Origin of the sequence: Flavobacterium sp. (genome assembly GCF_044348915.1) — a bacterium.
Classification (GTDB): Bacteria; Bacteroidota; Bacteroidia; order Flavobacteriales; family Flavobacteriaceae; genus Flavobacterium.
Genome location: NZ_JBIKRX010000043.1, coordinates 1 through 23830 on the forward strand (window position 1 = coordinate 1; position 23830 = coordinate 23830).

At 35.5% G+C, this 23830-nt stretch carries 28 protein-coding genes; 2 read left to right on the plus strand and 26 right to left on the minus strand.

Annotated elements, in window-relative coordinates; all coding sequences use genetic code 11:
• The 24 genes from ACIQ1E_RS08720 to aspS form a co-directional block, all read right to left on the minus strand.
• Window positions 1-205 (minus strand): hypothetical protein (locus tag ACIQ1E_RS08720; RefSeq protein ID WP_396170578.1); only part of this gene is annotated, 205 nt, incomplete at its 3' end.
• A 172-nt stretch (window positions 206-377) separates the two neighbouring features.
• Complete coding sequence (locus tag ACIQ1E_RS08725) at window positions 378-1265, minus strand: hypothetical protein (RefSeq protein ID WP_396170580.1); 888 nt, start codon at window positions 1263-1265, stop codon at window positions 378-380.
• The gene (locus ACIQ1E_RS08730; protein ID WP_396170582.1) at window positions 1265-2698 is read right to left on the minus strand and encodes an MBOAT family O-acyltransferase; all 1434 of its coding nucleotides are present in this window, start codon (window positions 2696-2698) and stop codon (window positions 1265-1267) included. Before ACIQ1E_RS08730 ends, ACIQ1E_RS08725 begins: the two co-directional genes overlap by 1 nt.
• 33 nt (window positions 2699-2731) lie before the next feature.
• Window positions 2732-3217, minus strand: coding sequence for a hypothetical protein (locus ACIQ1E_RS08735; protein ID WP_396170584.1), 486 nt, complete (start codon window positions 3215-3217; stop codon window positions 2732-2734).
• Window positions 3218-3325: 108 nt separating this feature from the next.
• Window positions 3326-4699, minus strand: coding sequence for an NADH-quinone oxidoreductase subunit N (locus tag ACIQ1E_RS08740; RefSeq protein ID WP_396170586.1), 1374 nt, complete (start codon window positions 4697-4699; stop codon window positions 3326-3328).
• 52 nt (window positions 4700-4751) lie between these two features.
• Window positions 4752-6191 (minus strand): NuoM family protein, encoded by a 1440-nt coding sequence (locus ACIQ1E_RS08745; RefSeq protein ID WP_396170589.1) that lies wholly within the window; start codon window positions 6189-6191, stop codon window positions 4752-4754.
• A 13-nt stretch (window positions 6192-6204) separates the two neighbouring features.
• Window positions 6205-8076: an NADH-quinone oxidoreductase subunit L gene (gene nuoL, locus ACIQ1E_RS08750; RefSeq protein WP_396170591.1), complete on the minus strand. Its 1872-nt coding sequence runs from the start codon at window positions 8074-8076 to the stop codon at window positions 6205-6207.
• 6 nt (window positions 8077-8082) lie between these two features.
• Entirely contained in the window at window positions 8083-8403 is a 321-nt protein-coding gene (gene nuoK / locus ACIQ1E_RS08755; RefSeq protein WP_396170593.1) for an NADH-quinone oxidoreductase subunit NuoK, read from the minus strand.
• A 1-nt stretch (window position 8404) separates the two neighbouring features.
• Window positions 8405-8947 (minus strand): NADH-quinone oxidoreductase subunit J, encoded by a 543-nt coding sequence (locus ACIQ1E_RS08760; protein ID WP_396170595.1) that lies wholly within the window; start codon window positions 8945-8947, stop codon window positions 8405-8407.
• Complete coding sequence (locus ACIQ1E_RS08765) at window positions 8947-9492, minus strand: NuoI/complex I 23 kDa subunit family protein (protein ID WP_396170597.1); 546 nt, start codon at window positions 9490-9492, stop codon at window positions 8947-8949. Before ACIQ1E_RS08765 ends, ACIQ1E_RS08760 begins: the two co-directional genes overlap by 1 nt.
• A 167-nt stretch (window positions 9493-9659) precedes the next feature.
• Complete coding sequence (locus ACIQ1E_RS08770; RefSeq protein WP_396170599.1) at window positions 9660-10091, minus strand: ORF6N domain-containing protein; 432 nt, start codon at window positions 10089-10091, stop codon at window positions 9660-9662.
• The gene (locus tag ACIQ1E_RS08775) at window positions 10066-10191 is read right to left on the minus strand and encodes a hypothetical protein (protein ID WP_396170601.1); all 126 of its coding nucleotides are present in this window, start codon (window positions 10189-10191) and stop codon (window positions 10066-10068) included. The genes ACIQ1E_RS08770 and ACIQ1E_RS08775 overlap by 26 nt, the downstream gene beginning before the upstream one ends.
• A 181-nt stretch (window positions 10192-10372) precedes the next feature.
• Window positions 10373-11425, minus strand: coding sequence for an NADH-quinone oxidoreductase subunit NuoH (nuoH, locus tag ACIQ1E_RS08780; protein ID WP_396170603.1), 1053 nt, complete (start codon window positions 11423-11425; stop codon window positions 10373-10375).
• Between the two features lie 3 nt (window positions 11426-11428).
• Window positions 11429-12454 carry a 2Fe-2S iron-sulfur cluster-binding protein gene (locus ACIQ1E_RS08785; protein ID WP_396170604.1) on the minus strand — a complete coding sequence of 342 codons (1026 nt, stop codon included), beginning with the start codon at window positions 12452-12454 and terminating at the stop codon, window positions 11429-11431.
• A gap of 86 nt (window positions 12455-12540) precedes the next feature.
• Window positions 12541-13908: an NADH-quinone oxidoreductase subunit NuoF gene (nuoF, locus tag ACIQ1E_RS08790; RefSeq protein ID WP_396170606.1), complete on the minus strand. Its 1368-nt coding sequence runs from the start codon at window positions 13906-13908 to the stop codon at window positions 12541-12543.
• Window position 13909: 1 nt separating this feature from the next.
• Window positions 13910-14440, minus strand: coding sequence for a complex I 24 kDa subunit family protein (locus ACIQ1E_RS08795; RefSeq protein WP_396170608.1), 531 nt, complete (start codon window positions 14438-14440; stop codon window positions 13910-13912).
• A gap of 100 nt (window positions 14441-14540) precedes the next feature.
• A complete protein-coding gene (locus ACIQ1E_RS08800; protein ID WP_396170610.1) occupies window positions 14541-15779 on the minus strand; it encodes an NADH-quinone oxidoreductase subunit D in 1239 nt (412 codons plus the stop codon).
• Complete coding sequence (locus ACIQ1E_RS08805; protein ID WP_396170612.1) at window positions 15780-16127, minus strand: DUF86 domain-containing protein; 348 nt, start codon at window positions 16125-16127, stop codon at window positions 15780-15782. It lies immediately after the preceding gene.
• Window positions 16120-16419 carry a nucleotidyltransferase family protein gene (locus ACIQ1E_RS08810; RefSeq protein WP_396170614.1) on the minus strand — a complete coding sequence of 100 codons (300 nt, stop codon included), beginning with the start codon at window positions 16417-16419 and terminating at the stop codon, window positions 16120-16122. Before ACIQ1E_RS08810 ends, ACIQ1E_RS08805 begins: the two co-directional genes overlap by 8 nt.
• A gap of 5 nt (window positions 16420-16424) precedes the next feature.
• The gene (locus ACIQ1E_RS08815) at window positions 16425-16946 is read right to left on the minus strand and encodes an NADH-quinone oxidoreductase subunit C (protein ID WP_396170617.1); all 522 of its coding nucleotides are present in this window, start codon (window positions 16944-16946) and stop codon (window positions 16425-16427) included.
• A 4-nt stretch (window positions 16947-16950) separates the two neighbouring features.
• Window positions 16951-17499, minus strand: coding sequence for an NADH-quinone oxidoreductase subunit B (locus ACIQ1E_RS08820; RefSeq protein WP_396170619.1), 549 nt, complete (start codon window positions 17497-17499; stop codon window positions 16951-16953).
• A 120-nt stretch (window positions 17500-17619) separates the two neighbouring features.
• Entirely contained in the window at window positions 17620-17985 is a 366-nt protein-coding gene (locus ACIQ1E_RS08825) for an NADH-quinone oxidoreductase subunit A (RefSeq protein WP_396170621.1), read from the minus strand.
• 222 nt (window positions 17986-18207) lie between these two features.
• Entirely contained in the window at window positions 18208-18402 is a 195-nt protein-coding gene (locus ACIQ1E_RS08830; RefSeq protein ID WP_007137066.1) for a cold-shock protein, read from the minus strand.
• Window positions 18403-18530: 128 nt separating this feature from the next.
• Window positions 18531-20279, minus strand: coding sequence for an aspartate--tRNA ligase (aspS, locus tag ACIQ1E_RS08835; protein WP_396170624.1), 1749 nt, complete (start codon window positions 20277-20279; stop codon window positions 18531-18533).
• Between the two features lie 188 nt (window positions 20280-20467).
• On the opposite strand from aspS, the gene ACIQ1E_RS08840 reads away from it, so the two are divergent.
• Window positions 20468-21472, plus strand: coding sequence for a TlpA family protein disulfide reductase (locus ACIQ1E_RS08840; RefSeq protein WP_396170626.1), 1005 nt, complete (start codon window positions 20468-20470; stop codon window positions 21470-21472).
• Window positions 21473-21486: 14 nt separating this feature from the next.
• Complete coding sequence (locus tag ACIQ1E_RS08845) at window positions 21487-22521, plus strand: TlpA family protein disulfide reductase (RefSeq protein ID WP_396170628.1); 1035 nt, start codon at window positions 21487-21489, stop codon at window positions 22519-22521.
• Between the two features lie 452 nt (window positions 22522-22973).
• Here the strand turns inward: ACIQ1E_RS08845 and ACIQ1E_RS08850 are convergent, their stop codons facing one another.
• A complete protein-coding gene (locus ACIQ1E_RS08850; protein ID WP_396170630.1) occupies window positions 22974-23471 on the minus strand; it encodes a DUF6398 domain-containing protein in 498 nt (165 codons plus the stop codon).
• Window positions 23464-23766, minus strand: a complete 303-nt coding sequence (locus ACIQ1E_RS08855) for a hypothetical protein (protein ID WP_396170631.1) — start codon at window positions 23764-23766, stop codon at window positions 23464-23466. The genes ACIQ1E_RS08850 and ACIQ1E_RS08855 overlap by 8 nt, the downstream gene beginning before the upstream one ends.
• Window positions 23767-23830: the final 64 nt, after the last annotated feature.

Sequence of the window (23830 nt, forward strand, 5' to 3'; positions counted from 1 at the left end):
AGATACAATAGAAGGTCAAATATGGGGACAATCTTCGATGTGTTAATGAAAAAGATGGTGAAATTTGAATAAATATCAATAAAATCAATAGATAACAAGGGTGCTCTAAGCGCCTATACCTATAAAACAAAATTCCAATTGCAGTATTCGTGTAATAAATCCCATCTGCTCCTTTAGTACTAATATACGGATCTAATAATTTCATTATAGTTGCATAAAATAATATATCTACAATGGCACTTAAACCTCTTATCACTATGTATTTTATTTTATCCTCTTTCATAACTATTACTTGATATTTTTACGAAAGTAAATATAGGAAAAATTGGTGATTTTGATTTTCGAATTAAAAAATATATTCCTGAAATATTTATAATTTATTCTATTTTTTTTTCGAAAAACCTTTCTATCACAACCTCTGTAAAAATTCGCGCTCCCGCATCATTCATATGTCCGCAGGAAGAAAAATATTGGTCGCCTTGTACTGCATTTTCCAAATTGTGAATTTCGGGATAAATTTTGTTTGCTTTTTCAAAATAATCTAATCCTGTCACATTAGAGCACATTGGTGTCATTACCGTGATGAGGTTGTAATGGTTTTGCTGGCAAATTTGTTTGATTTCCTCGTAATATTTGTTGCGAATGGGTTTCAAAGCTCGGATGTCATTCTTCATATTTCCGGGTTTGTTGCTAGTCAATGGATGATATCCCAAATGGTCCAAAATATTTGTGGGTTTGTCCGTTGCAGTTTGGTACATTTCACGGAAACCAATTAGAGCGTCAAAATCGACATAACGATAAAAAGGAATATAATACCACTCATTAAAATTTTCAAGACCCGAAAAATGATCTTTGATGACTTCGGAATGATGGATGTAAGGCAAGAATTTTGCTGCAATCGCATCAGATTCTTTTTCGTTGCAAAGCCCTAAATCAGCTTCCAAAATCACGGTTTTGATTTTATAGTTGCGTTCTGCCATCAATTTTAGCATTAGCGAAGCTTCGAATAAATGCGCACCACTCATTCCGTAATTGAAAGTTTTCAGTCCATTCTTTTCAAATAATTCAGGCACAAAATGATTGTTGGCTCTCGAAGAGCCCAAAATCACCACATCATAATTGCCAGCTTTGGAATTGAAAACCTTTTCCACTTTTCCACGTTGGGAAGAATGTAAATATACGGTTGTATATGCGCAATCTAGAACTACTAAAAGCACTAAAATAGTGAGTAGAATTTTGGCGACTACTATTATAAATTTCCTCATTAGAATTGAAAATAGATGAATTCTTTATAATCGGCATAAGTTCCCAAAGCGATAATCGCCAAGAGACACAAAGTCATTTTCAGCCAACTGTATTTTCCGGATATGGGCTCTATTTTATAACGGCTGGTCCATTCGACCAAGACGAAAGCAAGAACCAGCAAAAGCAATTCGTGACTGTAACGTTGGTTTTGAAGGAATTGTGAAGTAAAATTTCCGTTGGTGAAAATATTCCCAATATAATCAAATGCAATCTGTATAGAATTTGCTCTAAAAAATATCCAAGCTAAGCACGTCAAGGCAAAAGTGGCTAGCATACTAAAAAACACCTTTATCGAATTGAAATCCCAATGCAGTTCGGCCGTTTCCATATTAGTTCGATTGGTTCCCAATAGCAAGGATGGCAAGAAATACATTGCGTTCATGAATCCCCAAGCCAAGAAAGTCCAATTGGCACCGTGCCAAAAACCGCTCACAACAAAGATGATGAATACGTTGCGCACTTGTTTGATTTTGCTGCCACGGCTTCCACCAAGGGGAATGTACAAATAATCCCGAAACCAAGACGATAATGAAATGTGCCAACGACGCCAAAACTCGGCAATGTCTCTTGAAAAATAGGGGTAATTGAAATTGCGCAATAAGTCCAATCCAAACAATTTGGACATTCCTAAAGCCATATCCGAATAGCCTGAAAAGTCGCCATAGATTTGGAACGCAAAGTAAACTGCTCCCAACACCAACGAGAAAGAATTCATTGAAGTATAATTGTCAAAAATAGCGTTGGCATAAGTTGCACAAGTGTCGGCAATGACGACTTTTTTGACCAATCCCCAAATAATTTGGTAAACACCTTCTTTGGCTTTTTCGTAATCGAAGTTTCTTTTAAGTTTTATTTCAGGAAGTAAATGCGTGGCTCTTTCGATGGGTCCAGCCACCAAAAGCGGAAAATAACTTACGAAAAGCGCATAATCAATAACGTCTTTCTCGGACTGTATTCTTTTGTAATAAATATCAATTACATAGGACAGACCGTGAAAAGTATAGAAAGAAATTCCGACGGGAAGAATCACATTCAACAAAAGTGGACTAGAATGGATACCAATATTGTTCAAAGCTTCCGAAAAGGAAAACGCAAAAAAGTTATAGTATTTGAATATGGCCAAGAAGCCCAGATTGAATATAATACTAATCCAAAACCAAAATTTTCTACTTCTTTCTTGTGTGTTTTTTTCTATTTGTATTCCTGTGTAATAGCACAAAAAGGTAGAGAAGAGCAGTAAAAACAGGAATCTCCAATCCCAACAAGAATAAAAATAATAACTCACTACAACTAGAAATGCGTTTTGTGCGGTTTTGGTTTTACTAAAAACAAACCAATACAGTACAAAAACTATGGGCAGAAAAATAGCAAAGGTCAGCGAGTTGAAAAACATATTTAAAAATCTAGTTGTATTGTTTTGGATTAATTAAATTATTGCTTTTATGGCTCTCGCTTTTTTGTAAAAATCATATAATAGCGAGCTGCTATGAATTAGTATCCAAAACAAAGGTAATGCAATTGTATAGATGGGTGTCAAAGAGGTATATCTTAAATAGGGATTGGCATTGATATAATCTTCAGGCAAAACATTATTCCAATCGGTAATACCGTAGCTTAAAGTCATTCCAAAAGAAAAAATAAAGAAACCTCTGAGAATTAATGTACTTATCTGTCGATTTTTTATTGTATAACTCCAAATTATTATAAATACAATAGAAATGAAGTAACCTTTTCCTGGAGACCAGCCAGTATATGGGATAATATTTTGATATAAATCCTTATTTGATTCTAGACGTAGAAATTTACTTGCGAGTGTCATTAAAATTGAAAAAAGTAACAATAGTTTAATATCTAAAGGATTATTTTTAATGCTTGTGACTATATCAGTAATTATTTTAATAACTTGTTTCATATTGATTTACTTAAGATGAATCAAAATTAGGATTATTTTAAGACACTAAATACAAAAACCATCAAAATAGCTCTTGATGGTTTTTGTATAATTTATTCTTATTTAGGTTTAACAACCTAATAAATCCAATACTGTGGATGGGAATAATCCTAAAAGGATGTTCAATACAATAGATACAATCGCGACTGCTGTATATATAAACGGAGTTTTGGTTTTTTCTTCATTTGGCTCTTTGTTGTACATCGCCAAGATCAATTTGAAATAATAGCCAACACTTATAATAGAATTGACTACAGCGGCAATAACCACTACCAAATAACCTGCCTCGATTGTTTGTGTAAACAAGAACATTTTGGCAAAGAAACCAGCAAAGATTGGAATCCCCGCCATCGAAAGCAAAGCTGCTGTTAGAATTGCAGCCATCAATGGATTGTTTTTTCCCAATCCGTTGAAGTTTGCTATGTCTTCGTTGTCTTTGTTTTTACAAACATATAAAATCACAGCAAATGCAGCAATTCCAGATAGGGCATACGCACTAGTGTAGTATAATAAATTGCTTTCAGAGTTGCTAATATTAAGCAAGGTCATCAACATAAAACCTGCGTGCGAGATTCCTGAATAAGCCAGCATACGCTTCACATTGTTTTGTCTCAACGCCATTATATTCCCAACAGTCATTGAAGCAATAGAAATTACGATAATGATATTGATATAAGCATCGGAAAGATCGGCATTCATCGCTGTAAGCAATTTATACAAAGTAGCCATTGCCACCACTTTTACCAAAGTACTCATCGTCGCAGTCGACAAAGTAGGAGAACCTTCATACACATCTGGAGCCCAGAAGTGAAAAGGAACGGCAGCTATTTTGAAAAACATTCCAATAGTTACCAATGCAATTCCAATCGGGAACCAACTTGGCAATTCGGCAGAACGGGACCATTCGGTGATTTCGGCAACATCAAAGGAACCCATTGCACCGTAAATAAAGCAAATTCCAAACAATATGACTCCTGAAGCAAATGAACCCATCAAGAAGTATTTCATTCCTGCTTCATTACTTTTTACATTCAAACGATCACTTGCTGCCAAAATGTATAATGAAATTGACAAAATTTCGATTCCAAGGAAGAACATAGCTAAGTTTCCGAAAGAAACCATTGCTACGCCACCTGCTAGCATAAATATCTTTATAGCAACAAAATCTGAAATTTTTGTTTGATGGTATTCGTAGAAATCGTGAGCCAAAGCAATCAAGAAAGCAGTTAGCACAATAAACAAAGCGGAAAATACAGATGAAAATTTACTCACCACAATCATATTGTTGTAGTAGCTGGCAGGAGTATTAAATTCGTCGTACGTTAAAGCGAGAACCGCCAATAAACCAATAATCGTTACAGGAACAATGGCTTTTCTAAAATTTAAAATTTCGAATAAAAGAGTTAAAACTCCTAGTGCCGTGATTGCTATTAATGTGTTCATTTATATGATGTGTTTTAGACTAATTTGGTTTTGAAAACCGCTTGTCTTTTATCTAATTTCTATTAATCTGAGTTAAAATGTTTTCCAAACTTGGAGATATCAAATCCATAATGGGTTTTGGATACAAACCGAAGAAGAACAAAACTGCGATGATAATCACCAATGATAATCCTTCGTTGAAAGTTACATCTGCAAATATTTTGGTGTTTGTTTCTCCCAACATTACGTGTTGAAACATTTTCAACATATAATAAGCTCCTAAAATTATTGTCGTTCCACCCAAAATCGCAAACCAAATGTTTACTTGCGAAAGGCTATATAAAACGGTAAATTCTCCAACAAAATTGAATGTTGATGGCAAAGCAACAGAGGCTAGTACTAAAATCATAAACATTGAAGTGAATTGTGGCGATTGAGCACGAATGCCACCCATATCAGCAATTTTTCTAGTTTCGTATCTTCTGTAGATAATTTCAGCTACAAAGAACAAGCCAACAACTACAAAACCGTGAGCTATCATTTGCAAAACAGCGCCACGTAATCCGTCAAGTGTCAAGGTGTATGCTCCAGCAGCAATCAGTCCAACGTGAGCCATAGAAGAGTAAGCCAATAATTTTTTTAAATCTTTTTGACGTAAGGCAACTATCGAACCGTAGATTACACCTGCAATTCCTAATCCAATGAAAATTTCCATATATTCTTTGGCTGCCAAAGGAGCAATTGGTAATTGCCAACGAATAACACTATACAATCCCATTTTTAGCATAATCCCCGAAAGAAGCATCGTTCCAACAGTTGGTGCTTTTTGGTACACTTTTGCTTGCCAAGTATGAAATGGAATCAACGGAATTTTGATAGCATACGCCAAGAAGAAAGCCATAAAGATCCAAAATTGCTCGGTTGCAGATAAGTTGAGTTTTGTCAGATCGCCTATTAAAAAACTTCCAGCTTTAAAATTTAGGTAAACAAAGGCAACAAGCATAAACAACGAACCAGCTAGCGTGTAAATAAAGAATTTGACCACTGCCTTTTTGCGATCTTCTGTATCGCCATTGCCCCAAATTAAGGCAATAAAATAGATTGGAATCAAAGCTAATTCCCAGAAAATATAATATAAAAGTCCGTCAGAAGCTAGAAAAGTACCTGTCATCGCAAAAGACATAAATACAATTAAAGCGTAAAAAGCTTTGGCATTATTATAGGTGTTTCCAAAAGAGGAAAAAATGATAATTGGTGTCAAGGCTGTGGTCAACAAAACCATCGCTAATGCAAGACCATCTGCTTGAAATGCTAAATAGATTTTAGGATTGTTTATCCAAAGCTGACTGTAGCTTGTTTCCTGACCTAAATTGTATTGGCTAAGCAAACAAATAGCACCAGAAAAAGCGGTCAAACCAACCAGCAGAGCTACTTTTGAAGCCCATTTATCGCCTGAAAAATACGTTGCAAATGAGCCAAGCAGAAGAATAATTAATAGTGTAGTTACATCCATTATGTAAAAATTATTATAAAAATAAATAAGTTAATATGGCGATGATGCCTATGACAAATGCAAACAGAAAGAAACCAACACTTCCGTTGTTTATTTTTCTTCCGTGCCCAGCCAATTCATAGGTTGCTTTGCCTAATCCAAAAACCATAGCTGAAAGTGTTTTTTCAACATATTCTCTAAAGAAATTCGACAGCGCATTGATTGGTTTTACAAAAACAGCATCATAGGCTTCGTCAACATAATACTTGTTGTATAAAACTTTCGAAACACCTGTGATTTCAGCATCTTCACTAGGAACGGTGTTGTCTTTCAGGTATATTTTATAAGCAATTCCTATTCCAATAAGAGCGCCTATTGTAGCGATTGCCATCAACATATATTCTGTAGAACCTAAAGTGTGCGCCTCGTGAGAAGTTTTCGAAAATATTGGAGCCAAAAATTCGTTCAACCAACTGTGTCCCGGTAAACTGATAATTCCACCAAAGAAAGATAAAATGGCCAAAATGATTAATGGCACAGTAATTAAACTTGGACTTTCGTGCAAATGGTGTTTTTGATCTTCAGTTCCTCTAAACGCGTTGAAGAAGGTAAGGTAAATCAATCTGAACATATAGAAAGCGGTCATTATCGAAGCGACAGAACCTACAACCCATAAAGTTGGACTAGCGTGAAAAGCAGTCATCAATATTTCGTCCTTTGACCAGAAACCTGCTAAAGGAAAGATTCCAGAAATTGCCAATGAAGCAATGAGCATCGTCCAAAAAGTGATTGGCATTGCTGATTTTAAACCACCCATCTTGCGCATATCTTGCTCGCCGTGCAATCCGTGAATAACAGAACCTGAACCCAAGAACAAACAAGCTTTGAAAAAAGCGTGCGTGATTACGTGGAAAACGGCTACTTCATAAGCACCTAAGCCTAAAGCCAAGAACATTAATCCCAATTGAGATACCGTAGAATAAGCCAACACTTTTTTAATATCATTTTGAACTAAGGCTATAGTTGCAGCAACTAAGGCGGTTGTTGCTCCTACAATGGCGATGATGTTTTGTACACTTGGAGCCAAATCGAACAAGAAGTTCAATCGAGTCAGCATAAAAATACCGGCGGTTACCATTGTTGCGGCGTGAATTAAGGCAGAAACTGGTGTTGGCCCAGCCATCGCATCAGGTAACCAAGTATATAACGGAAGTTGTGCCGATTTACCAGTTGCTCCAATAAATAAAGCTAAGGCTGCTAGCGCAATCCATAAATCATTAACGTCAGATGCTGAGGTTATTGCGGTTTTTAAAGTGGTAAAATCTAAAGTGTTGAACATAGTGCCCACAATAAATATTCCAATCAAAAAACCTAAGTCACCAATTCTATTCATAATGAAAGCCTTTTTGGCGGCATCATTATAGTCTTGGTTTTTGTACCAAAATCCAATTAGTAAGTAAGAACAAAGACCAACTCCTTCCCAACCAATGAACATTACCAATAAATTGCTTCCGATTACCAAAGTAATCATAAAGAAGATGAACAGGTTTAGGTAAGCGAAGAACGAATGCATCTTCTCGTCATCGTGCATATAACTGATGGAATACAAGTGAATCAACGACCCAATTCCAGTTACAAACAACAACCATATCAATGACAATGGGTCAATCAGAAATCCAAAACTGATATCGAAACTTTGAACTGAAATCCAATCGAATAAATCGATAACAAGTTGCTGTTGACCTGCGTTTGCGAACAAATATAGAGTTACAGCAAAAGAAATCGCAACCGAAAGTGTTCCCACAATCCCAACAATGTTTTTTCCAGCTTTTTTACCCAGAAGAACATTAAATAAAAATCCTAAAAAAGGAGCTAATAGTAAGACTAAAACTAAATTGGTATCCATCGATTATTATCCTTTTAAATTTTTTAATTTTCCAACATCAATTGTGCTCATATTTCTAAATATGGAAACTAAAATTGCCAATCCAACGGCTACTTCTGCTGCCGCAACGGCCATCGAGAAGAACACAAAAACTTGTCCTTGAGCATCTTGATGATAAGTCGAAAATGCCGCAAACAACAGGTTGATGGCGTTCAACATAATTTCAATAGACATAAAAACAACAATAGCATTTCGTCTGTATAAAACTCCAAAAACTCCAATACAAAAAAGTATAACGCTCAAGAAGATATAATTTTCAATACCAATTTGGTTTAAAATATTATCCATATTATTTTTCTAATTTTTCTTTTTTAGACAATAAAACAGCACCAATCATCGCTACTAACAGCAATACCGAAGCAAATTCGAAAGGCACCATATATTCGTTGAGCAACAATTTGCCCAATACTTGTATCGATTGATAATCCTCGCCCGTTACCTCGTAGCTGTCGTCAGCAATAGGTTTCGAATTCATGAAAATAGCAATCAAAACCAAGCACATCAAGCAGAATAAAACAATAGCTCCAAGTCTAGTAACCCTCGGCTTGAACACTTCATTTTCCTTGTTCAAATTCATCAACATGATGGTAAACAACATCAAAATCATTATAGCGCCAATGTAAACAATCAAATTTACAAAGGCCAAAAACTGAGCATTTATTAATAAATAATGTCCTGAAATGGATATAAAGCAAATCACTAAATAGATAGCGTTGTGCATCGGTTTTTTACTGTAAATAGTCAAAAATGCCGTTACCAATGTAACAACAGACAGCACACAAAACAGAATTTGTATTGAGGTGGCATTTGCTATATTTGGAATCTGTATCATTAGTTAGCGTTTTTAAGTTGAGTATTTTTAATGGCCATTTCTAATGGCATTACCAATTTATCTTTTCCGAAAATAAAATCTTCGCGACTGTAATTAGCAGGAACCAATTCTTTTGAAATAGTCAAGTAGATGGCGTCTTTCGGGCAAGCTTCTTCACACAAACCACAAAAAATGCAACGCAACATATTGATTTCATAAATCGAAGCATATTTTTCTTCGCGATACAAATGTTTTTCATCTGCTTTTCGTTCAGAGGCTACCATTGTAATGGCTTCGGCAGGACAAGACAACGCGCACAAGCCACAAGCAGTACAGTTTTCGCGACCTTGTTCGTCACGTTTCAACATATGCTGACCGCGATACACAGGGCTGAATTCCCGAACTTGTTCCGGATACTTGATGGTTGCCTTTTTTGTAAAAAAGTGTTGAATAGTAATCCATAACCCCTTGAAGATGGCTATAAGATACATTCGTTCGAGAAAAGTCATCTCCTTATTCGAGACTATTTTTTTTCTTCCAGAAAGTGATATTTCTTGTATTGACATTTAAATTTTAGATTTTAGATTTGAAAATCTGATTTTCTTTTCTTTATTTTTCTTGAAGCTTATCCCTGCTCTTCACTGTATCTTTTGTTCTTCCCGATAGCTATCGGGACCAGAACAAAAGGATGCCGTTGCGATCAGGGCTAGGACATTCGTTTTTTAAATTGCTTTTATTTTTTATAACCTATTTTATTTCGTTCTACTTTATTTTCTTGCTTTTCGATCATTTCGTCTAGATAGCTAAACAGTAATTCTACATTCTTATCATTATTGTCTAGTCTTCTTTTTATTTCTTCAATATCGATTTTCGAACTCAAATTGTTCGTTAGAAACTCTCTCATACTTACAAAAATCTCAATGATTTTTATACTCATTTGTGTTGCTTTCTCACTTTTTACAACATTCGATAATTGTAAAATTCCGTGTTCTGTAAAAACATACGGCAACGAACCTCCCAATGCTTGTTTAGAAGGTGTCGCATTTTGCGATACCATAATTTCTGTTTCCACTTCGTTCAATCTAAACATAAAATGTTCAGGGAATTTATCAGGATTTCTAGCTATTTGTTCCCTTAATCTATAAGGATCTATAAGGCTTGACATCAAAAAGAATTGCTAAATCTCTGTCTAACATTACTTTCGCATTCCTTATCAAATAAATTTTATTTTCAATTATTTCATTTGGGATGATGATGTCGTCCATTTACTGTTTTTTATTTATAAGGTATCGCAAAATGCGATACCTTTAGTTTTTATTTATATAAATAAACACAACTATTTGATTTTTAATTTTTTATTAAAAGTTAATTTTGAATATATTCTTCAAAAAAACTAATTTTATTATCAAGAAATCACAATTTGCGACACCTCAATTAGCACTTAAACTAAAACCCAAAATAAGCAAACAATTCTCCTCTCAAAAGCACAATCCCAGTAATCATAATATTGATAATCGACAGCGGAATCAAAATTCTCCATCCCAAATGCATCAATTGATCGTATCTAAATCTTGGAATCGTCCAACGTACCCACATAAAAAAGAAGATAAATCCACATAATTTCACAAACAATGCTCCCATTCCTAGTACATTGGCAAGATTGACTCCGTAGTTTTCAACTACCCAACTCATTCCTGGATAATTGTATCCTCCGAAGAATAAAACCGCCAAAATCGTAGAAGACACAAACATATTGGCATATTCAGCAAATAGGTAAAAACCCATTCTCATCGATGAATATTCAGTATGATAACCACCAATCAATTCGGTTTCACATTCAGCCAAATCAAAAGGAGTTCTATTGGTTTCGGCAAAAGCACAAATCAAAAATATCAAAAAGGAAATTGGTTGGTAAAAAACATTCCAACTCATTCCAGCTTGTTGCTCAGAAATTTCTTTTAAACTTAATGTTCCAGTCATCATCAACAGTGCTACAAGCGATAAGCCCATTGCAACTTCATACGAAACCATTTGCGAAGCAGCGCGAACTGCTCCGATCAAGGAGAATTTATTGTTAGATGCCCAACCTCCAATCATAATGCCATAAACTCCAACGGAAACAATACCAATAATGTACAAAAGGCCCACATTAATATCCGTAGCTTGTAGTAAAATATCTCTTCCAAATAAATGCAGTCGATCTCCCCAAGGAATCACGGCGCTTGTCATCAAAGCCGTTGCCATTGCAATTCCAGGCCCAACTCTAAACAAAAATTGGTTAGGTGTATTAGGCGAAAACTCTTCTTTGGCAAACAATTTTAATCCATCGGCTAGCGGTTGAAACAATCCTCCCCAACCTGCACGATTTGGACCAACTCTATCTTGTAAAAATGCAGCAACTTTTCTTTCGGCCCAAGTCGAATACATCGCCATAAGCATCGTTACTGCAAAAACGGCAAGAATTACAACACTTTTTTCTATAATAAATGTACTGTCCATTTCTTATGATTTTTTGTTGTTAGTATCTAATGGAACTTCAGCCATACTTAATTTCTTTCTGTCTCTTTCTCTTCCTAATAGAATAGTTTCTTCAGTGTTGATGATTACTTTTTCTAATTTTTGAGTATAGTTATTCTGGTTTATAACCGAATCTTTTTCAAATTTTCTAGGTCCTTCGATAACCCAATCATTTACATCTTTGTGATCGAAGCGACAACTGTTGCATATGAATTCTTCAATTTCGTGATACTCGTCTTTTCTACCAGTAACTCTTTGAATTTCGTTTCCGAACATCCAAACAGTTGTTTTGCCGGAACAAGTTGGGCAATCTCTGTGAGCATCATACGGTTTATTGAACCAAACTCTCGATTTGAATCTAAAAGTTTTGTCGGTCAAAGCTCCAACCGGACACACATCAATCATATTTCCAGAAAACTCATTATCGATAGCTTTCGAAATGCAAGTCGAAATGTTTGAATGATCTCCTCTGTCCATTACTCCGTGTACTCGGTTGTCTGTAATTTGGTCTGCAACCATCACGCAGCGGTAGCAAAGAATACAACGGTTCATATGCAATTGAATATTCGGACCAATATCTTCGGGTTCGAAAGTTCTTTTTTCTTCGATGTATCTACTTTCTGATTTACCGTGTTCGTAACTTAAGTTTTGCAAATCACATTCTCCCGCTTGGTCGCAAACAGGACAATCCAAAGGGTGGTTGATCAACAAAAATTCCGTCACTGCTTTTTGGGCTTCTTGAACTCTCGGTGAAGACTTCGTTTTTACTTCCATTCCGTCTTGGCAACCTGTTACACAAGAGGCCATCAATTTTGGCATTGGTCGTGGGTCGGCTTCGCTTCCTTTGGAAACTTCCGATAAACAACAACGGCATTTTCCGCCGCTTCCTTCTAGTTTAGAATGGTAGCACATCGCTGGAGGAACTACTTCCCCTCCAATCATTCTGGCTGCTTGCAGGATCGTCGTTCCCGGGGCTACCTCAATTTCAATACCGTCTATGGTTACTTTCATTTCTTCTTTTGTTTAAAAGTTTAAAATCTTAAAAGTTGCAGCATTTTTTGCTTCTAACTTCTAACTTCCAACTTCTGACTTTTAAATTATACGGTTTGCTTTGCTACCAAATGCTTCACACTTTCGAAAGGCTCTGCAACAAAATGGTCTCTATTTTTTATTTTTTCTGGGAAACGAATATGATATTCAAATTCATCTCTAAAGTGACGAATCGCTGCTGCCACTGGCCAAGCTGCTGCATCACCCAAAGGACAAATCGTGTTTCCTTCAATTTTACTCTGAATGCTCAACAACAAATCGATATCTTCTTCACGACCGTGACCGTTTTCAATTCTGTGCAATACTTTTTCCATCCAACCGGTTCCTTCACGACAAGGGGAACATTGTCCGCAAGATTCGTGGTGGTAAAAACGAGAGAAATTCCAGGTGTTTCTTACGATACAAGAAGTGTCGTTGTAAACTATAAATCCTCCTGAGCCTAGCATCGAACCTGTTGCAAAACCGCCGTCGCTCAAACTTTCGTAAGTCATCAAACGATCGTCGCCATTGGCTGTTTTGTATATTAAGTGTGCTGGTAATACTGGAACAGATGATCCTCCAGGCACAAAGGCTTTCAATGGTCTATCCGAACTCATTCCGCCTAAATATTCGTCAGAATTCATAAATTCGTATACGCTCAATCCCATTTCGATTTCGAATACGCCTTGGTTTTTGATATGTCCTGAAGCAGAAATTAATTTAGTTCCAGTAGAACGTCCAATACCAATTTTAGCATAATCGGCACCTGAATTATTAACAATCCAAGGCACTGCTGCAATAGTTTCGACATTGTTCACCACCGTTGGATTGGCCCAAAGACCAGAAACTGCTGGGAATGGTGGTTTGATACGTGGATTTCCTCTTTTTCCTTCTAGTGATTCAATCAAAGCGGTTTCTTCTCCACAAATGTAAGCTCCACCACCAATTTGAACGTAAAGTTCCAAGTCGTATCCTGTTCCTAATATGTTTTTTCCTAACCAACCCGCAGCTTTAGCTTCGGCGATAGCTCTTTCTAATATTTTGTAAATCCACATATATTCGCCACGAATATAAATGTAAGATAGGTTAGCACCCAATGCATAACTAGAAGTAATCATCCCTTCGATCAATAAATGAGGAATAAATTCCATCAAATAGCGGTCTTTGAAAGTTCCTGGCTCTGATTCATCGGCGTTGCAAACTAAATGTCTTGGTTTTCCTGATTTTTTGTCAATAAAACTCCATTTCATTCCTGCTGGGAAACCTGCGCCACCACGGCCTCTTAGCCCTGAAGCTTTCACCTCTTCAACTACTTCATCAGGAGTCAATTTTTTCAGGGCTTTTTCTACAGAAGCGTAACCGCCTTCTTTACGATACACTTCGTAGGTCTTGATGCCTGGAACATTTATTTTGTCTAATAATATTTTTTGTGACATATTATTTATCGTGTAACGTGATTTTGTTTTCTTTACAATCAGCAATAATCTGATCTACTTTTTCTTTGGTCAAGTGTTCTTTATAGAAATCACCCAATTGCATCATCGGGGCGTATCCACAAGCACCTAAACATTCTACACCTCTTACTTCAAATAGGCCGTCTGGAGTGGTTTCCCCAATTCCAACACCCAATTTTTCGCAAGTATAATCCATTAAATCTTCTACGCCATTCAAGCAACAAGGCGAAGTTTGGCAAAATTCGAACATATATTTCCCGATAGGTCGTCTGTTGAACATCGTGTAAAAGGAAACTACTTCATACACCTCGACTGGTTTTATTGAAAGTATTTCGGCTACTTTGTCTTGCAATTCGATACTCAACCAATTGTCGTGAGCGTCTTGAACTTCGTGCAAAACAGGTAATAATGCTGATTTTTGTTTCCCTTCAGGATAATGACTGATTAATTCATTGATTCGGTTCATCAATGCTTCGGTCATATTTATTTCTTGTTTGTAATCTGTTCTTTCCATTTTTTTTACTGTATATTGTATAACGTAATTTGTATATCGTCTGGATTAATAGTACACTTTTTTACATTATACATTTTTTTCAATATACATTATACATTAATTAAGCGTCCAATTCTCCCGCAATAACATTTAAACTTGATAAAATAACAATCGCATCCGAAAGCATTGCGCCTTTTATCATCTCTGGGTAGGCTTGGTAATAAATAAAACAAGGTCTGCGGAAGTGTAGTCTATAAGGCGTTCTACTTCCGTCAGTTACCAGATAGAATCCTACCTCTCCGTTTCCACCTTCGACAGCGTGATAGATTTCGGCCACTGGAACAGGAACTTCTCCCATAACAATCTTGAAATGATATATCAAAGATTCCATATCGGTATATACATCTTCTTTCGGAGGCAAATAATATTCAGGAACATCTGCGTGATATACATTTCCTTCTGGCATTTTGGCCAATGCTTGACGAATGATGCTTAAACTTTCCCAAACTTCGGCATTACGAACACAAAAACGATCGTAAGTGTCTCCTGATTTTCCAACAGGAACAATAAATTCGAAATCTTCGTAGGAAGAATAAGGATGTGCCACACGAACATCATAATCGATTCCGGCAGCACGCAAATTTGGACCAGTAAATCCGTAAGCCATCGCCATTTCGGCAGTAATTGGACCCACATTTACTGTTCTGTCAATAAAAATTCTGTTTCTTTCGAATAAGTTTTCGAATTCTTTCCAAGCAACCGGGAAATCTTGCAAAAACACCTCTAATTTGCGGAAAGCTTCTGGTGACCAATCTCTTTCGAAACCGCCAATTCTTCCCATATTGGTTGTCAAACGAGCTCCACAAATTTCTTCGTAGATTTCGTAAATCTTTTCTCTAAATTGAAAAACATACAAGAAGCCAGTATAAGCACCAGTATCTACGCCAAGAATCGAATTACAGATTAAATGGTCCGAAATTCGAGCCAATTCCATCACGATTACTCGTAAATATTGTACTCTTTTTGGAACTTCAATGTCTAATAATTTTTCAACAGTCATCCACCATCCCATATTATTGATTGGAGATGAACAATAATTCATTCTATCGGTAAGTGGGGTGATTTGGTAAAAAGGACGGTTTTCGGCAATTTTTTCAAAAGCTCTGTGAATGTAACCAATGGTAGGTTCTGCTTCCACAATCTTTTCCCCATCCATCAACAAGATATTTTGAAAAATACCGTGGGTCGCTGGATGCGTGGGTCCCAAATTCAGAATCGAAAGCTCGCTTCCGTCTTCGTTATGGCGCTCTTGAATTATTTTAGCATATCGATGCTCTGGTGGTAATAATAGTTCTGACATTTATAATGTTGAATTATATATTTTTGATTCAATTTCGTTTTTTAAATTTGGAATATGCTGAATAACAATACTCCAAATGTTTTCATCAGAAATGTTGTCATAAGCATGAATAATTTGATTCCTTAAGCTTATAATTTTCTTGGCATTGACAATAGAAAATTCAGGATTTACCTTTAAAATTCTGTTTACTGCTTCTCCAATAATTTCTAAATTTCTTTCGATTCCTCTTTTAAGTAAAATATTCTTCGAATAAGTAGAGAAAGTTTTATCTTCATTCAATAAAAACAAGTCAATTTCATCAATTGCTATTTTTATGTCATACAGCGATTTTAAAATTTTCTCATCCATAGATTAATTGTTTTTCTCTGTCTACAACTTGTCTAAATATTGGATTTTTTATTGCCTGATTTTCTACTAAATCTATTGGTCTTTTAAAAAGTTTTTCAACACTTTCTTTAAAGGCCATATAATTGTCAAAATAATCTTTTAAATCAATAGTTGCGAATTGTATCAACATGTCGATATCGCTATCATTATTGAACTTTTCGGTTAGAATTGAACCGAACAAGTACAATTGCTTTACGTGATGTTGCACGCAAAGAGCATTTAGTTTTTGTTGGTTATCCTCTATCAATTTCATTATTCCTATCTATTTGATTGTGTTCGCCCGAAGAATCGGTCGTCTTTGTCTGTTCTTCCTCCGTCTTCCATTGGGAATTCTTTCCGCATTGGGTGGGAAACCATTTCATCCATATTCAAAATACGTTTCATCGAAGGATGGCCTATGAAATTGATTCCGTAAAAATCCCAAGTTTCTCTCTCCATCCAATTGGCTCCGGGGAAAATGGTTACTAAAGATTTTATTTCTGGTTTGGAACCATTGACAAAAGCTTTTATTTTGATGCGTTTGTTTTCATACCAATTGTGCATATGGTAAACTACTGCAAACTCTCTCTCTAAAGTGTTATCAGGATAATGAACGCCGCAGATATCAGTCAAGAAATTAAAACGTAATGTTGGGTCGTTTTTCAAAAAAAGGACAATTGGTGCGATTTTATCGGCCGCAACTTCAAATGAAAAAATGTCTTTTTCCTGATTGAAATGAAATACACTTTCGCCAAATGTTTCCACTAACTTGTCTTGAATTTGTGTGGTTTCTAAGCTCATTTTCTTATTTTATATTATAAGATTTCAATAGTTCTTGATATTCTGGTGAACTTCTTCTTCTTACAGATTCGCTCTTTACTAAATCTTGTAATCGCATTACACCATCAACAATTTGTTCTGGTCTTGGAGGACAACCTGGCACATAAACATCTACTGGGATTACTTTGTCTATCCCTTGTAAAACAGAGTAAGTATCAAATACACCTCCCGAAGAAGCACAAGCTCCAACGGCAATTACCCATCTTGGCTCTGCCATTTGTTCGTAAACTTGACGCAAAATAGGCCCCATTTTTTTGGAGATGGTTCCCATTACTAGCAACATATCAGCTTGACGAGGAGAAAAACTCACACGTTCCATTCCGAATCGTGCTAAATCATAATGCGATGCCATTGTTGCCATAAATTCAATTCCGCAACAAGAAGTAGCAAAAGGCAATGGCCAAAGTGAATTGGCTCTGGCTAATCCTACAACGTCGTTTAGTGTAGTGGCAAAAAAGCCTTCTCCAGAAACACCATCTGGCGGGGCAACCATTTTTATATTTGAATCGCTCATTTCTATTTTAGATTTTTGATGTACGACATTGATTTTTACAATTATTAAAAAACTTTATCGGTTTAAATCATTACTTTATTTTGAGAAATTGTAAATCGTAATTCTCAAAACGTACTATTTTTATTCCCAGTCTAATGCTTTCTTTTTGATAATGTAGAAAAAACCGATCAAAAGCAAAGACATGAAAATAACCATTTTCACCATTCCTTCTAATCCCAATTCTTTGAAGTTTACCGCCCAAGGATACAGGAAAACCACCTCAATATCGAAAAGAACAAAGAGAATCGCAACTACGAAAAATTTTACAGAGAAAGGAATTCTAGCGTTTCCAATGGACTTAATACCACATTCAAAGTTTTCATCCTTTATTTTTGAGGATCGGCTAGGGCCTAATTTTCCAGAAATTATAATTATCCCTACAACAAACCCTACAGCCAATAGCATTTGCATTAGGATTGGTAAATAATCTAATTGACTTGATTGCATAATTAATAATTGGTTTAGTCTAAATTAGCGGCAAAGATAGGCTACGTGTCATTAAATCACAAGTTAAAAAACAAAATTTAGGCGTACAAAAACCATAATTAACTATTAATTATGCATTGTTTATACCAGATGAAGTGTATTTCATGTACTAAAAATAAAAAAGCGTCCCGATTTATCGGGACGCTTTAAACATTCGTAGGCAAAAAAAATGAATTTTTATGCTTAGATCACCGCTACTTTCGCAGCAACTTTTCCTTTTCTTCCTTCTTCTTCTTCATAACTTACTCTGTCACCTTCACGAAGTTCTTCCGCGTTGATTCCTGAAGCATGAACGAAGATGTCTTTTCCTGTTTCTTCGTCTGTAATGAACCCGTAACCTTTAGATTCATTGAAAAATTTAACTGTACCTGTACGCATTGTAATAGTAATAATAATTTATAATGTCGCAAATGTAATATTTAATACAATACGAAAGTCAATATATCAAAGATTTTATTAAAATATTTGACATTCAACGATTTCAGGCAAATTTTATCGATGAACGGCTATAAATCAAGTTTTATTCGTAATTCTTTGAGTTGTAATTCATCAATTGCAGATGGTGCATCAATCATTACATCTCTTCCGGAGTTATTTTTCGGGAAAGCAATAAAATCGCGAATAGTTTCTTGTCCGCCAAGGATCGAAACTAATCGGTCTAATCCAAAAGCCAAACCTCCGTGTGGTGGCGCGCCAAATTGAAAAGCATTCATTAAGAAACCAAATTGATCTTCAGCTTGTTCAGGAGTAAATCCTAAATATTTAAACATCAATTGTTGTGTCGTTTTGTCGTGAATACGAATCGAACCACCGCCAATTTCGTTTCCGTTCAAAACCATATCATAGGCGTTGGCACGCACTGCTTTCGGGTTGGTTTCCAATAAGTGCATATCCTCGGGTTTTGGAGAAGTAAATGGGTGGTGCATCGCGTGATAACGACCCGTTTCTACTTCAAATTCTAATAATGGAAAATCTACTACCCAAAGTGGGGCAAATTCTGTTGCTTTTCTCAATCCCAAACGGGTTGCCAATTCCATTCTCAAGGCAGAAAGTTGGGTTCTGGTTTTGTCGGCTGGACCGGAAAGCACAAAAATCATATCGCCAGCTTTAGCACCAGTTGCTTTTGCCCAATTGGTTAAATCTTCTTGGTCATAGAATTTATCAACCGATGATTTGTATGTGCCATCTTCATTGCATTTTACATAAACCATGCCGCTTGCGCCAATTTGTGGACGTTTGATCCAATCAATCAATCCGTCGATTTCCTTACGTGTATATTCGCTTGCTCCTGGAACAGCAATTCCCACAACCAATTCAGCGGAGTTGAAAACAGAGAATTCTTTGTGTTGTGCAAATGAATTCAACTCACCAAATTCCATTCCGAAACGGATGTCTGGTTTGTCATTTCCATAGGTTTTCATAGCATATTCGTAGGTGATTCTAGGGAATTTTTCTACTTCGACACCTTTAATTTCTTTCAATAAATGACGAGTCAATCCTTCGAAAACATTCAAGATGTCTTCTTGTTCTACAAATGCCATTTCGCAATCGATTTGTGTGAATTCTGGCTGACGGTCAGCACGTAAATCTTCGTCGCGGAAACATTTCACGATTTGGAAATATTTATCCATTCCGCCCACCATCAACAATTGTTTGAAGGTTTGTGGCGATTGTGGTAGAGCGTAAAATTGTCCTTCATTCATTCGAGAAGGAACCACGAAATCTCTTGCACCTTCTGGAGTTGATTTAATTAAATAGGGAGTTTCTACTTCACAAAAATCCAAGTCCGAAAGGTATTTTCGAACTTCCATGGCTACTTTATGACGAAAAAGTAAATTGTTTTTTACAGGATTACGACGAATATCAAGATAACGGTATTTCATTCGAATGTCTTCGCCACCATCGGTATCATCTTCTATAGTAAAAGGTGGTGTTATCGATGAATTCAGTATTTTGAGTTCAGTAACTAGAATTTCGATGTCCCCAGTAGACATATTGGCGTTTTTGGCTTCACGTTCGATAACAGTTCCTTTGGCTTGAATTACGAATTCACGACCTAGGGTTTTTGCCAATTCAAAAACTTCCTTTTGAGAGCGACTTTCGTCGAAAATTAATTGGGTAACTCCGTAACGGTCACGTAAATCGACCCAGTTCATAAATCCTTTATCACGAGATTTTTGTACCCAACCTGCCAGGGTAACTTCGGTATTGATGTGTGAGGCGTTCAATTCACCACAATTATGACTTCTGTACATTATGTTAATTTTAGATTACTTCGTCCGTTCGCCCTCTTGGGCTCGGGTGCAAAAGTAAAAACAAAAATCAACTTTATCTCTAAATCCGTAAAACTTAGTTTAAATAATGTCCTAAATTTTTCTTATTCGTATTTTTCTTCAAAAATAATGGGTAGTTTTGGGCAAACATAATTTTAAAAGTAAACAGAATGAGAAAACAATTTGTTATTGCAGTATTTGCATTATTCGTTGTCAGCGCAAACGCTCAAAAGAAGCCTAATCTTAGTTTTCAGGCGGAAATTGCGAATAGGAATGGAGACACCATTAAGATTCTGAACAGAAATGACGGTAAGGAGGTAAGGAAGATAGGGATTAATAAACAAGGAATTTTTAAGGATTCGTTCGCGGTTGAAGAAGGAATTTATATGTTATTTGACGGGAAAGAATATACTCAAATGTATCTTAAAAACAGTTACAATTTAAAACTTAAAATGGATGCGAAAAATTTTGATGAATCCATAGTTTATTCTGGCGCAGGATCAAATGAAAATAATTATTTAGCTCAGAGTGCGGTGTCGGAATCTAAGTATGATTATAATTCGCTTTTGGCTTTAAACAAAGAGGAATTTGACAAACGACTTGTTGAGAAAAAAACGGCAGACAATTTGAAATTGGATTCAAAAAAATTAGATCCTAATTTTGTAGCACTACAAAAGAAAAATGAGGAAAAGTCTTTAGCCGGGTTGAGTAAATACCATAATCAAATCTTGGAGGCAAATAAACTAAACGGTTCTGCTTCACCAACGTTCGATTATGAAAACCATAAGGGGGGTAAAACGAAATTGGAGGATTTCAAAGGGAAGTTTGTATATATTGATGTTTGGGCAACCTGGTGTGGTCCTTGCCGAGCTGAAATCCCATCATTGAAAAAAGTGGAAGAAAAATATCACGGGAAAAATATTGAATTTGTCAGTATTTCGATTGATACAGCAAAAGATCACGAGAAGTGGAAAGGTTTTGTGACCGAAAAGCAATTGGGAGGTGTTCAGCTTTTTGCGGACAAAGATTGGAGTTCTGATTTTATTAAAGCATATGGAGTGACAGGTATTCCTAGATTTATCTTGATTGACCCTAGTGGTAAAATAGTCAAAGCCGATGCGGCAAGACCTTCGTCTCCTGACTTGCAAAAACAATTGGATTCGTTGTTGAATTAAGTAGTCTAGAAAGTATGAAAAAAATAGTATTAATAGCCTTTTTCGTTTCTTGCGGTAGCTTTGGTCAAGCTTTGAAATATGCCAGTTTTGAAGCGGATATTGCAAACTCTGATGGGTCAATTTACATTTCAGCGCGAGATAAGGTGCTAAAAAAAATTGATAAGAATAGTAGCGGGATTTACAAAGACACACTTAATGCTCCGCAAGGAAGTTATAAATTGTTTGACGGAAAAAACACCCTTGCTATTTCTCTCAATAATGAATGTGATTTAAAATTGAAGATGGATGCCAATAATGTTGATGAAACAATTGTTTTTTCAGGAGTTGGCTCAGAAGTAAATAATTACTTAGTTCAATCTGCAATTGCAAGTAAAAAATTCGATTTTGTAGGTTTATTTTCATCTGACGAAGTGTCATTTAACAAGAAATTAGAGGAAATCAAACATGAGGATATTGGACGTCTAGACAAATATATTCTTAATCCAGAAATATATTCCAATATCCGAAAAGGACTAGATTCAAAATATGAAATGTTTGTAAGCCTCCGCAAAAAGTATCAAGAAAAAATGGAGCTTGCAAAACAGGAAAGAGCACTAAAAAATGTAGAATTAGACAAGATGAACAATACACTTTCGCCAGTGTTTAATTATAAGAATTTTAAAGGAGGAAAATCTAGTCTAGAGGATTTTAAAGGTAAATTTGTTTATATAGATATTTGGGCAACTTGGTGTGGACCTTGCGTAAGAGAAATTCCTTTTTTGCAAAAACTCGAAGAAAAATATCAGGATAAAAACATTGTTTTTGTGAGTATCTCAATTGATAAGCAAAATGATATTGATAAATGGAAAAAGATGGTTAAAGATAAAGAATTAGGGGGTGTTCAATTATTAGCCGATAACGACTGGAATTCCAATTTTATAAAAGCATTTGGAGTTAAAAGCATTCCAAGATTTATTTTGATTAATCCAAACGGAGTTGTTGTAAAGGCGGTTGCCGATAGGCCATCGGATCCAGAATTAGTAAAGGAACTGAATAAATTCTTGCCATAACCACAGTTTAATTTTTTACGGTATCTTCTGAATTAGAAGAACAATTGAATCAGCTTTTGAACTAGTTGTAAGACAAATATTGGCAAAAAGAAGAAATGATGTGATTTTTACCAAATTCAGTCAAATTCTTTGTTAAATATTTTTTTAGTAAAAACTATTTTTTTAAATTTACTACATAGAAAGACGCTCTTGTTGGCAGAAAATGGAGTAATGATTTAGAAAATAAACAACTCTTTCTGTGTATTAAATCAATACTTATTGCGTCTATAAAAGAATCGGCTGTTACAAATTGTTGTAGCAGCCGATTTTGAGTTTTATTTTGGTCAAGGTTTGTTGAATTCCAAAATTATTATGTTTTTTTTGGAATTGATTCCGAAATGGCTATGTTTTTGTTTGTAATTCATTAGTTAAGCAAAAACAATTTAGAAGTTTACAACAATCAATTTTCGCATCTATCTTGTACTAAATTCAATATCTCTTCCTATTGCTCTCGCTTCTCTCACCTGTTGTTGCAAATTATCAGGCAAAGTACTTAATGGAACAATAAATCCATCGACCATTACCATATTGTTAAAGGGATTGGAACCATTCATTTTTTGAGTAGAAAACTCTGGACTATAATAGCTTAAATTAAACATATCCCTGATTTCTCTGGCTTTATTAGAAACGGTAGAATTTTTAGTTTCAAAATATTCACTGATTTGGTCACTCGTGATATAGGGTTTAAAAGATTTGTCAAACAAGAAATTTATAGAGCCAATTGCATGAACAATAGCAGCTGCCCATATTTCAAGTTTTCCTCTTTGAAAAGGAACATCTCGTTTCCTTCCCATTTTTTTAATTAATTTCTCACATAGATAAAAGTATTCGTCATCTAATTTTTGAGCACAAAAGGCTCCTGTGATTTCTAATAATTTAGCCTCTTTTTCTTTAATTTCTTGTTTAGTCATAATGCCTTGCGTTAATAGGGATCTTTTTTAAATTCTCAATATTACTAATTATTTTTCTAAGGGTAAAATTCAGTTTGTTTTTATCAGGAAAATTTCCCCAAAACAAATCATCCAACTCGCAATCTTCTAGATTTAGTATTTTTTTTGTCAGTTTTTCGACTTGTTCAACATATTCTGTCTCGTTTTTGCAATCATAAGACAACAATCCATATTGCAAAGTCAAATCATGAGTCAGTTTTTCGGCTTCAATTAAAATTCCGTTATAGGCTTCTCTTGATAAATCATCTGTATCCATTTGTATGCTTTTATTTTGCTTTTTTATGCACATTTAAAACTTCTGCCCAAATTTTTGTAGCAAC

Excerpts from the sequence above, each read along its gene's own strand:
- ACIQ1E_RS08850 (WP_396170630.1), bottom strand. The coding sequence starts at position 23,471 with ATGACTAAACAAGAAATTAAAGAAAAAGAGGCTAAATTATTAGAAATC.
- ACIQ1E_RS08855 (WP_396170631.1), bottom strand. The coding sequence starts at position 23,766 with ATGGATACAGATGATTTATCAAGAGAAGCCTATAACGGAATTTTAATT.
- ACIQ1E_RS08735 (WP_396170584.1), bottom strand. The coding sequence starts at position 3,217 with ATGAAACAAGTTATTAAAATAATTACTGATATAGTCACAAGCATTAAA.
- ACIQ1E_RS08745 (WP_396170589.1), bottom strand. The coding sequence starts at position 6,191 with ATGGATGTAACTACACTATTAATTATTCTTCTGCTTGGCTCATTTGCA.
- ACIQ1E_RS08765 (WP_396170597.1), bottom strand. The coding sequence starts at position 9,492 with ATGTCAATACAAGAAATATCACTTTCTGGAAGAAAAAAAATAGTCTCG.
- ACIQ1E_RS08725 (WP_396170580.1), bottom strand. The coding sequence starts at position 1,265 with ATGAGGAAATTTATAATAGTAGTCGCCAAAATTCTACTCACTATTTTA.
- aspS (WP_396170624.1), bottom strand. The coding sequence starts at position 20,279 with ATGTACAGAAGTCATAATTGTGGTGAATTGAACGCCTCACACATCAAT.
- ACIQ1E_RS08820 (WP_396170619.1), bottom strand. The coding sequence starts at position 17,499 with ATGAGCGATTCAAATATAAAAATGGTTGCCCCGCCAGATGGTGTTTCT.
- ACIQ1E_RS08840 (WP_396170626.1), top strand. The coding sequence starts at position 20,468 with ATGAGAAAACAATTTGTTATTGCAGTATTTGCATTATTCGTTGTCAGC.
- ACIQ1E_RS08770 (WP_396170599.1), bottom strand. The coding sequence starts at position 10,091 with ATGTCAAGCCTTATAGATCCTTATAGATTAAGGGAACAAATAGCTAGA.
- ACIQ1E_RS08795 (WP_396170608.1), bottom strand. The coding sequence starts at position 14,440 with ATGGAAAGAACAGATTACAAACAAGAAATAAATATGACCGAAGCATTG.
- ACIQ1E_RS08800 (WP_396170610.1), bottom strand. The coding sequence starts at position 15,779 with ATGTCAGAACTATTATTACCACCAGAGCATCGATATGCTAAAATAATT.
- ACIQ1E_RS08805 (WP_396170612.1), bottom strand. The coding sequence starts at position 16,127 with ATGGATGAGAAAATTTTAAAATCGCTGTATGACATAAAAATAGCAATT.
- nuoH (WP_396170603.1), bottom strand. The coding sequence starts at position 11,425 with ATGGACAGTACATTTATTATAGAAAAAAGTGTTGTAATTCTTGCCGTT.
- ACIQ1E_RS08810 (WP_396170614.1), bottom strand. The coding sequence starts at position 16,419 with ATGAAATTGATAGAGGATAACCAACAAAAACTAAATGCTCTTTGCGTG.
- ACIQ1E_RS08785 (WP_396170604.1), bottom strand. The coding sequence starts at position 12,454 with ATGAAAGTAACCATAGACGGTATTGAAATTGAGGTAGCCCCGGGAACG.
- ACIQ1E_RS08730 (WP_396170582.1), bottom strand. The coding sequence starts at position 2,698 with ATGTTTTTCAACTCGCTGACCTTTGCTATTTTTCTGCCCATAGTTTTT.
- ACIQ1E_RS08740 (WP_396170586.1), bottom strand. The coding sequence starts at position 4,699 with ATGAACACATTAATAGCAATCACGGCACTAGGAGTTTTAACTCTTTTA.
- ACIQ1E_RS08825 (WP_396170621.1), bottom strand. The coding sequence starts at position 17,985 with ATGCAATCAAGTCAATTAGATTATTTACCAATCCTAATGCAAATGCTA.
- ACIQ1E_RS08760 (WP_396170595.1), bottom strand. The coding sequence starts at position 8,947 with ATGATACAGATTCCAAATATAGCAAATGCCACCTCAATACAAATTCTG.
- nuoK (WP_396170593.1), bottom strand. The coding sequence starts at position 8,403 with ATGGATAATATTTTAAACCAAATTGGTATTGAAAATTATATCTTCTTG.
- ACIQ1E_RS08815 (WP_396170617.1), bottom strand. The coding sequence starts at position 16,946 with ATGAGCTTAGAAACCACACAAATTCAAGACAAGTTAGTGGAAACATTT.
- ACIQ1E_RS08845 (WP_396170628.1), top strand. The coding sequence starts at position 21,487 with ATGAAAAAAATAGTATTAATAGCCTTTTTCGTTTCTTGCGGTAGCTTT.
- nuoL (WP_396170591.1), bottom strand. The coding sequence starts at position 8,076 with ATGGATACCAATTTAGTTTTAGTCTTACTATTAGCTCCTTTTTTAGGA.
- nuoF (WP_396170606.1), bottom strand. The coding sequence starts at position 13,908 with ATGTCACAAAAAATATTATTAGACAAAATAAATGTTCCAGGCATCAAG.
- ACIQ1E_RS08830 (WP_007137066.1), bottom strand. The coding sequence starts at position 18,402 with ATGCGTACAGGTACAGTTAAATTTTTCAATGAATCTAAAGGTTACGGG.
- ACIQ1E_RS08775 (WP_396170601.1), bottom strand. The coding sequence starts at position 10,191 with ATGGACGACATCATCATCCCAAATGAAATAATTGAAAATAAAATTTAT.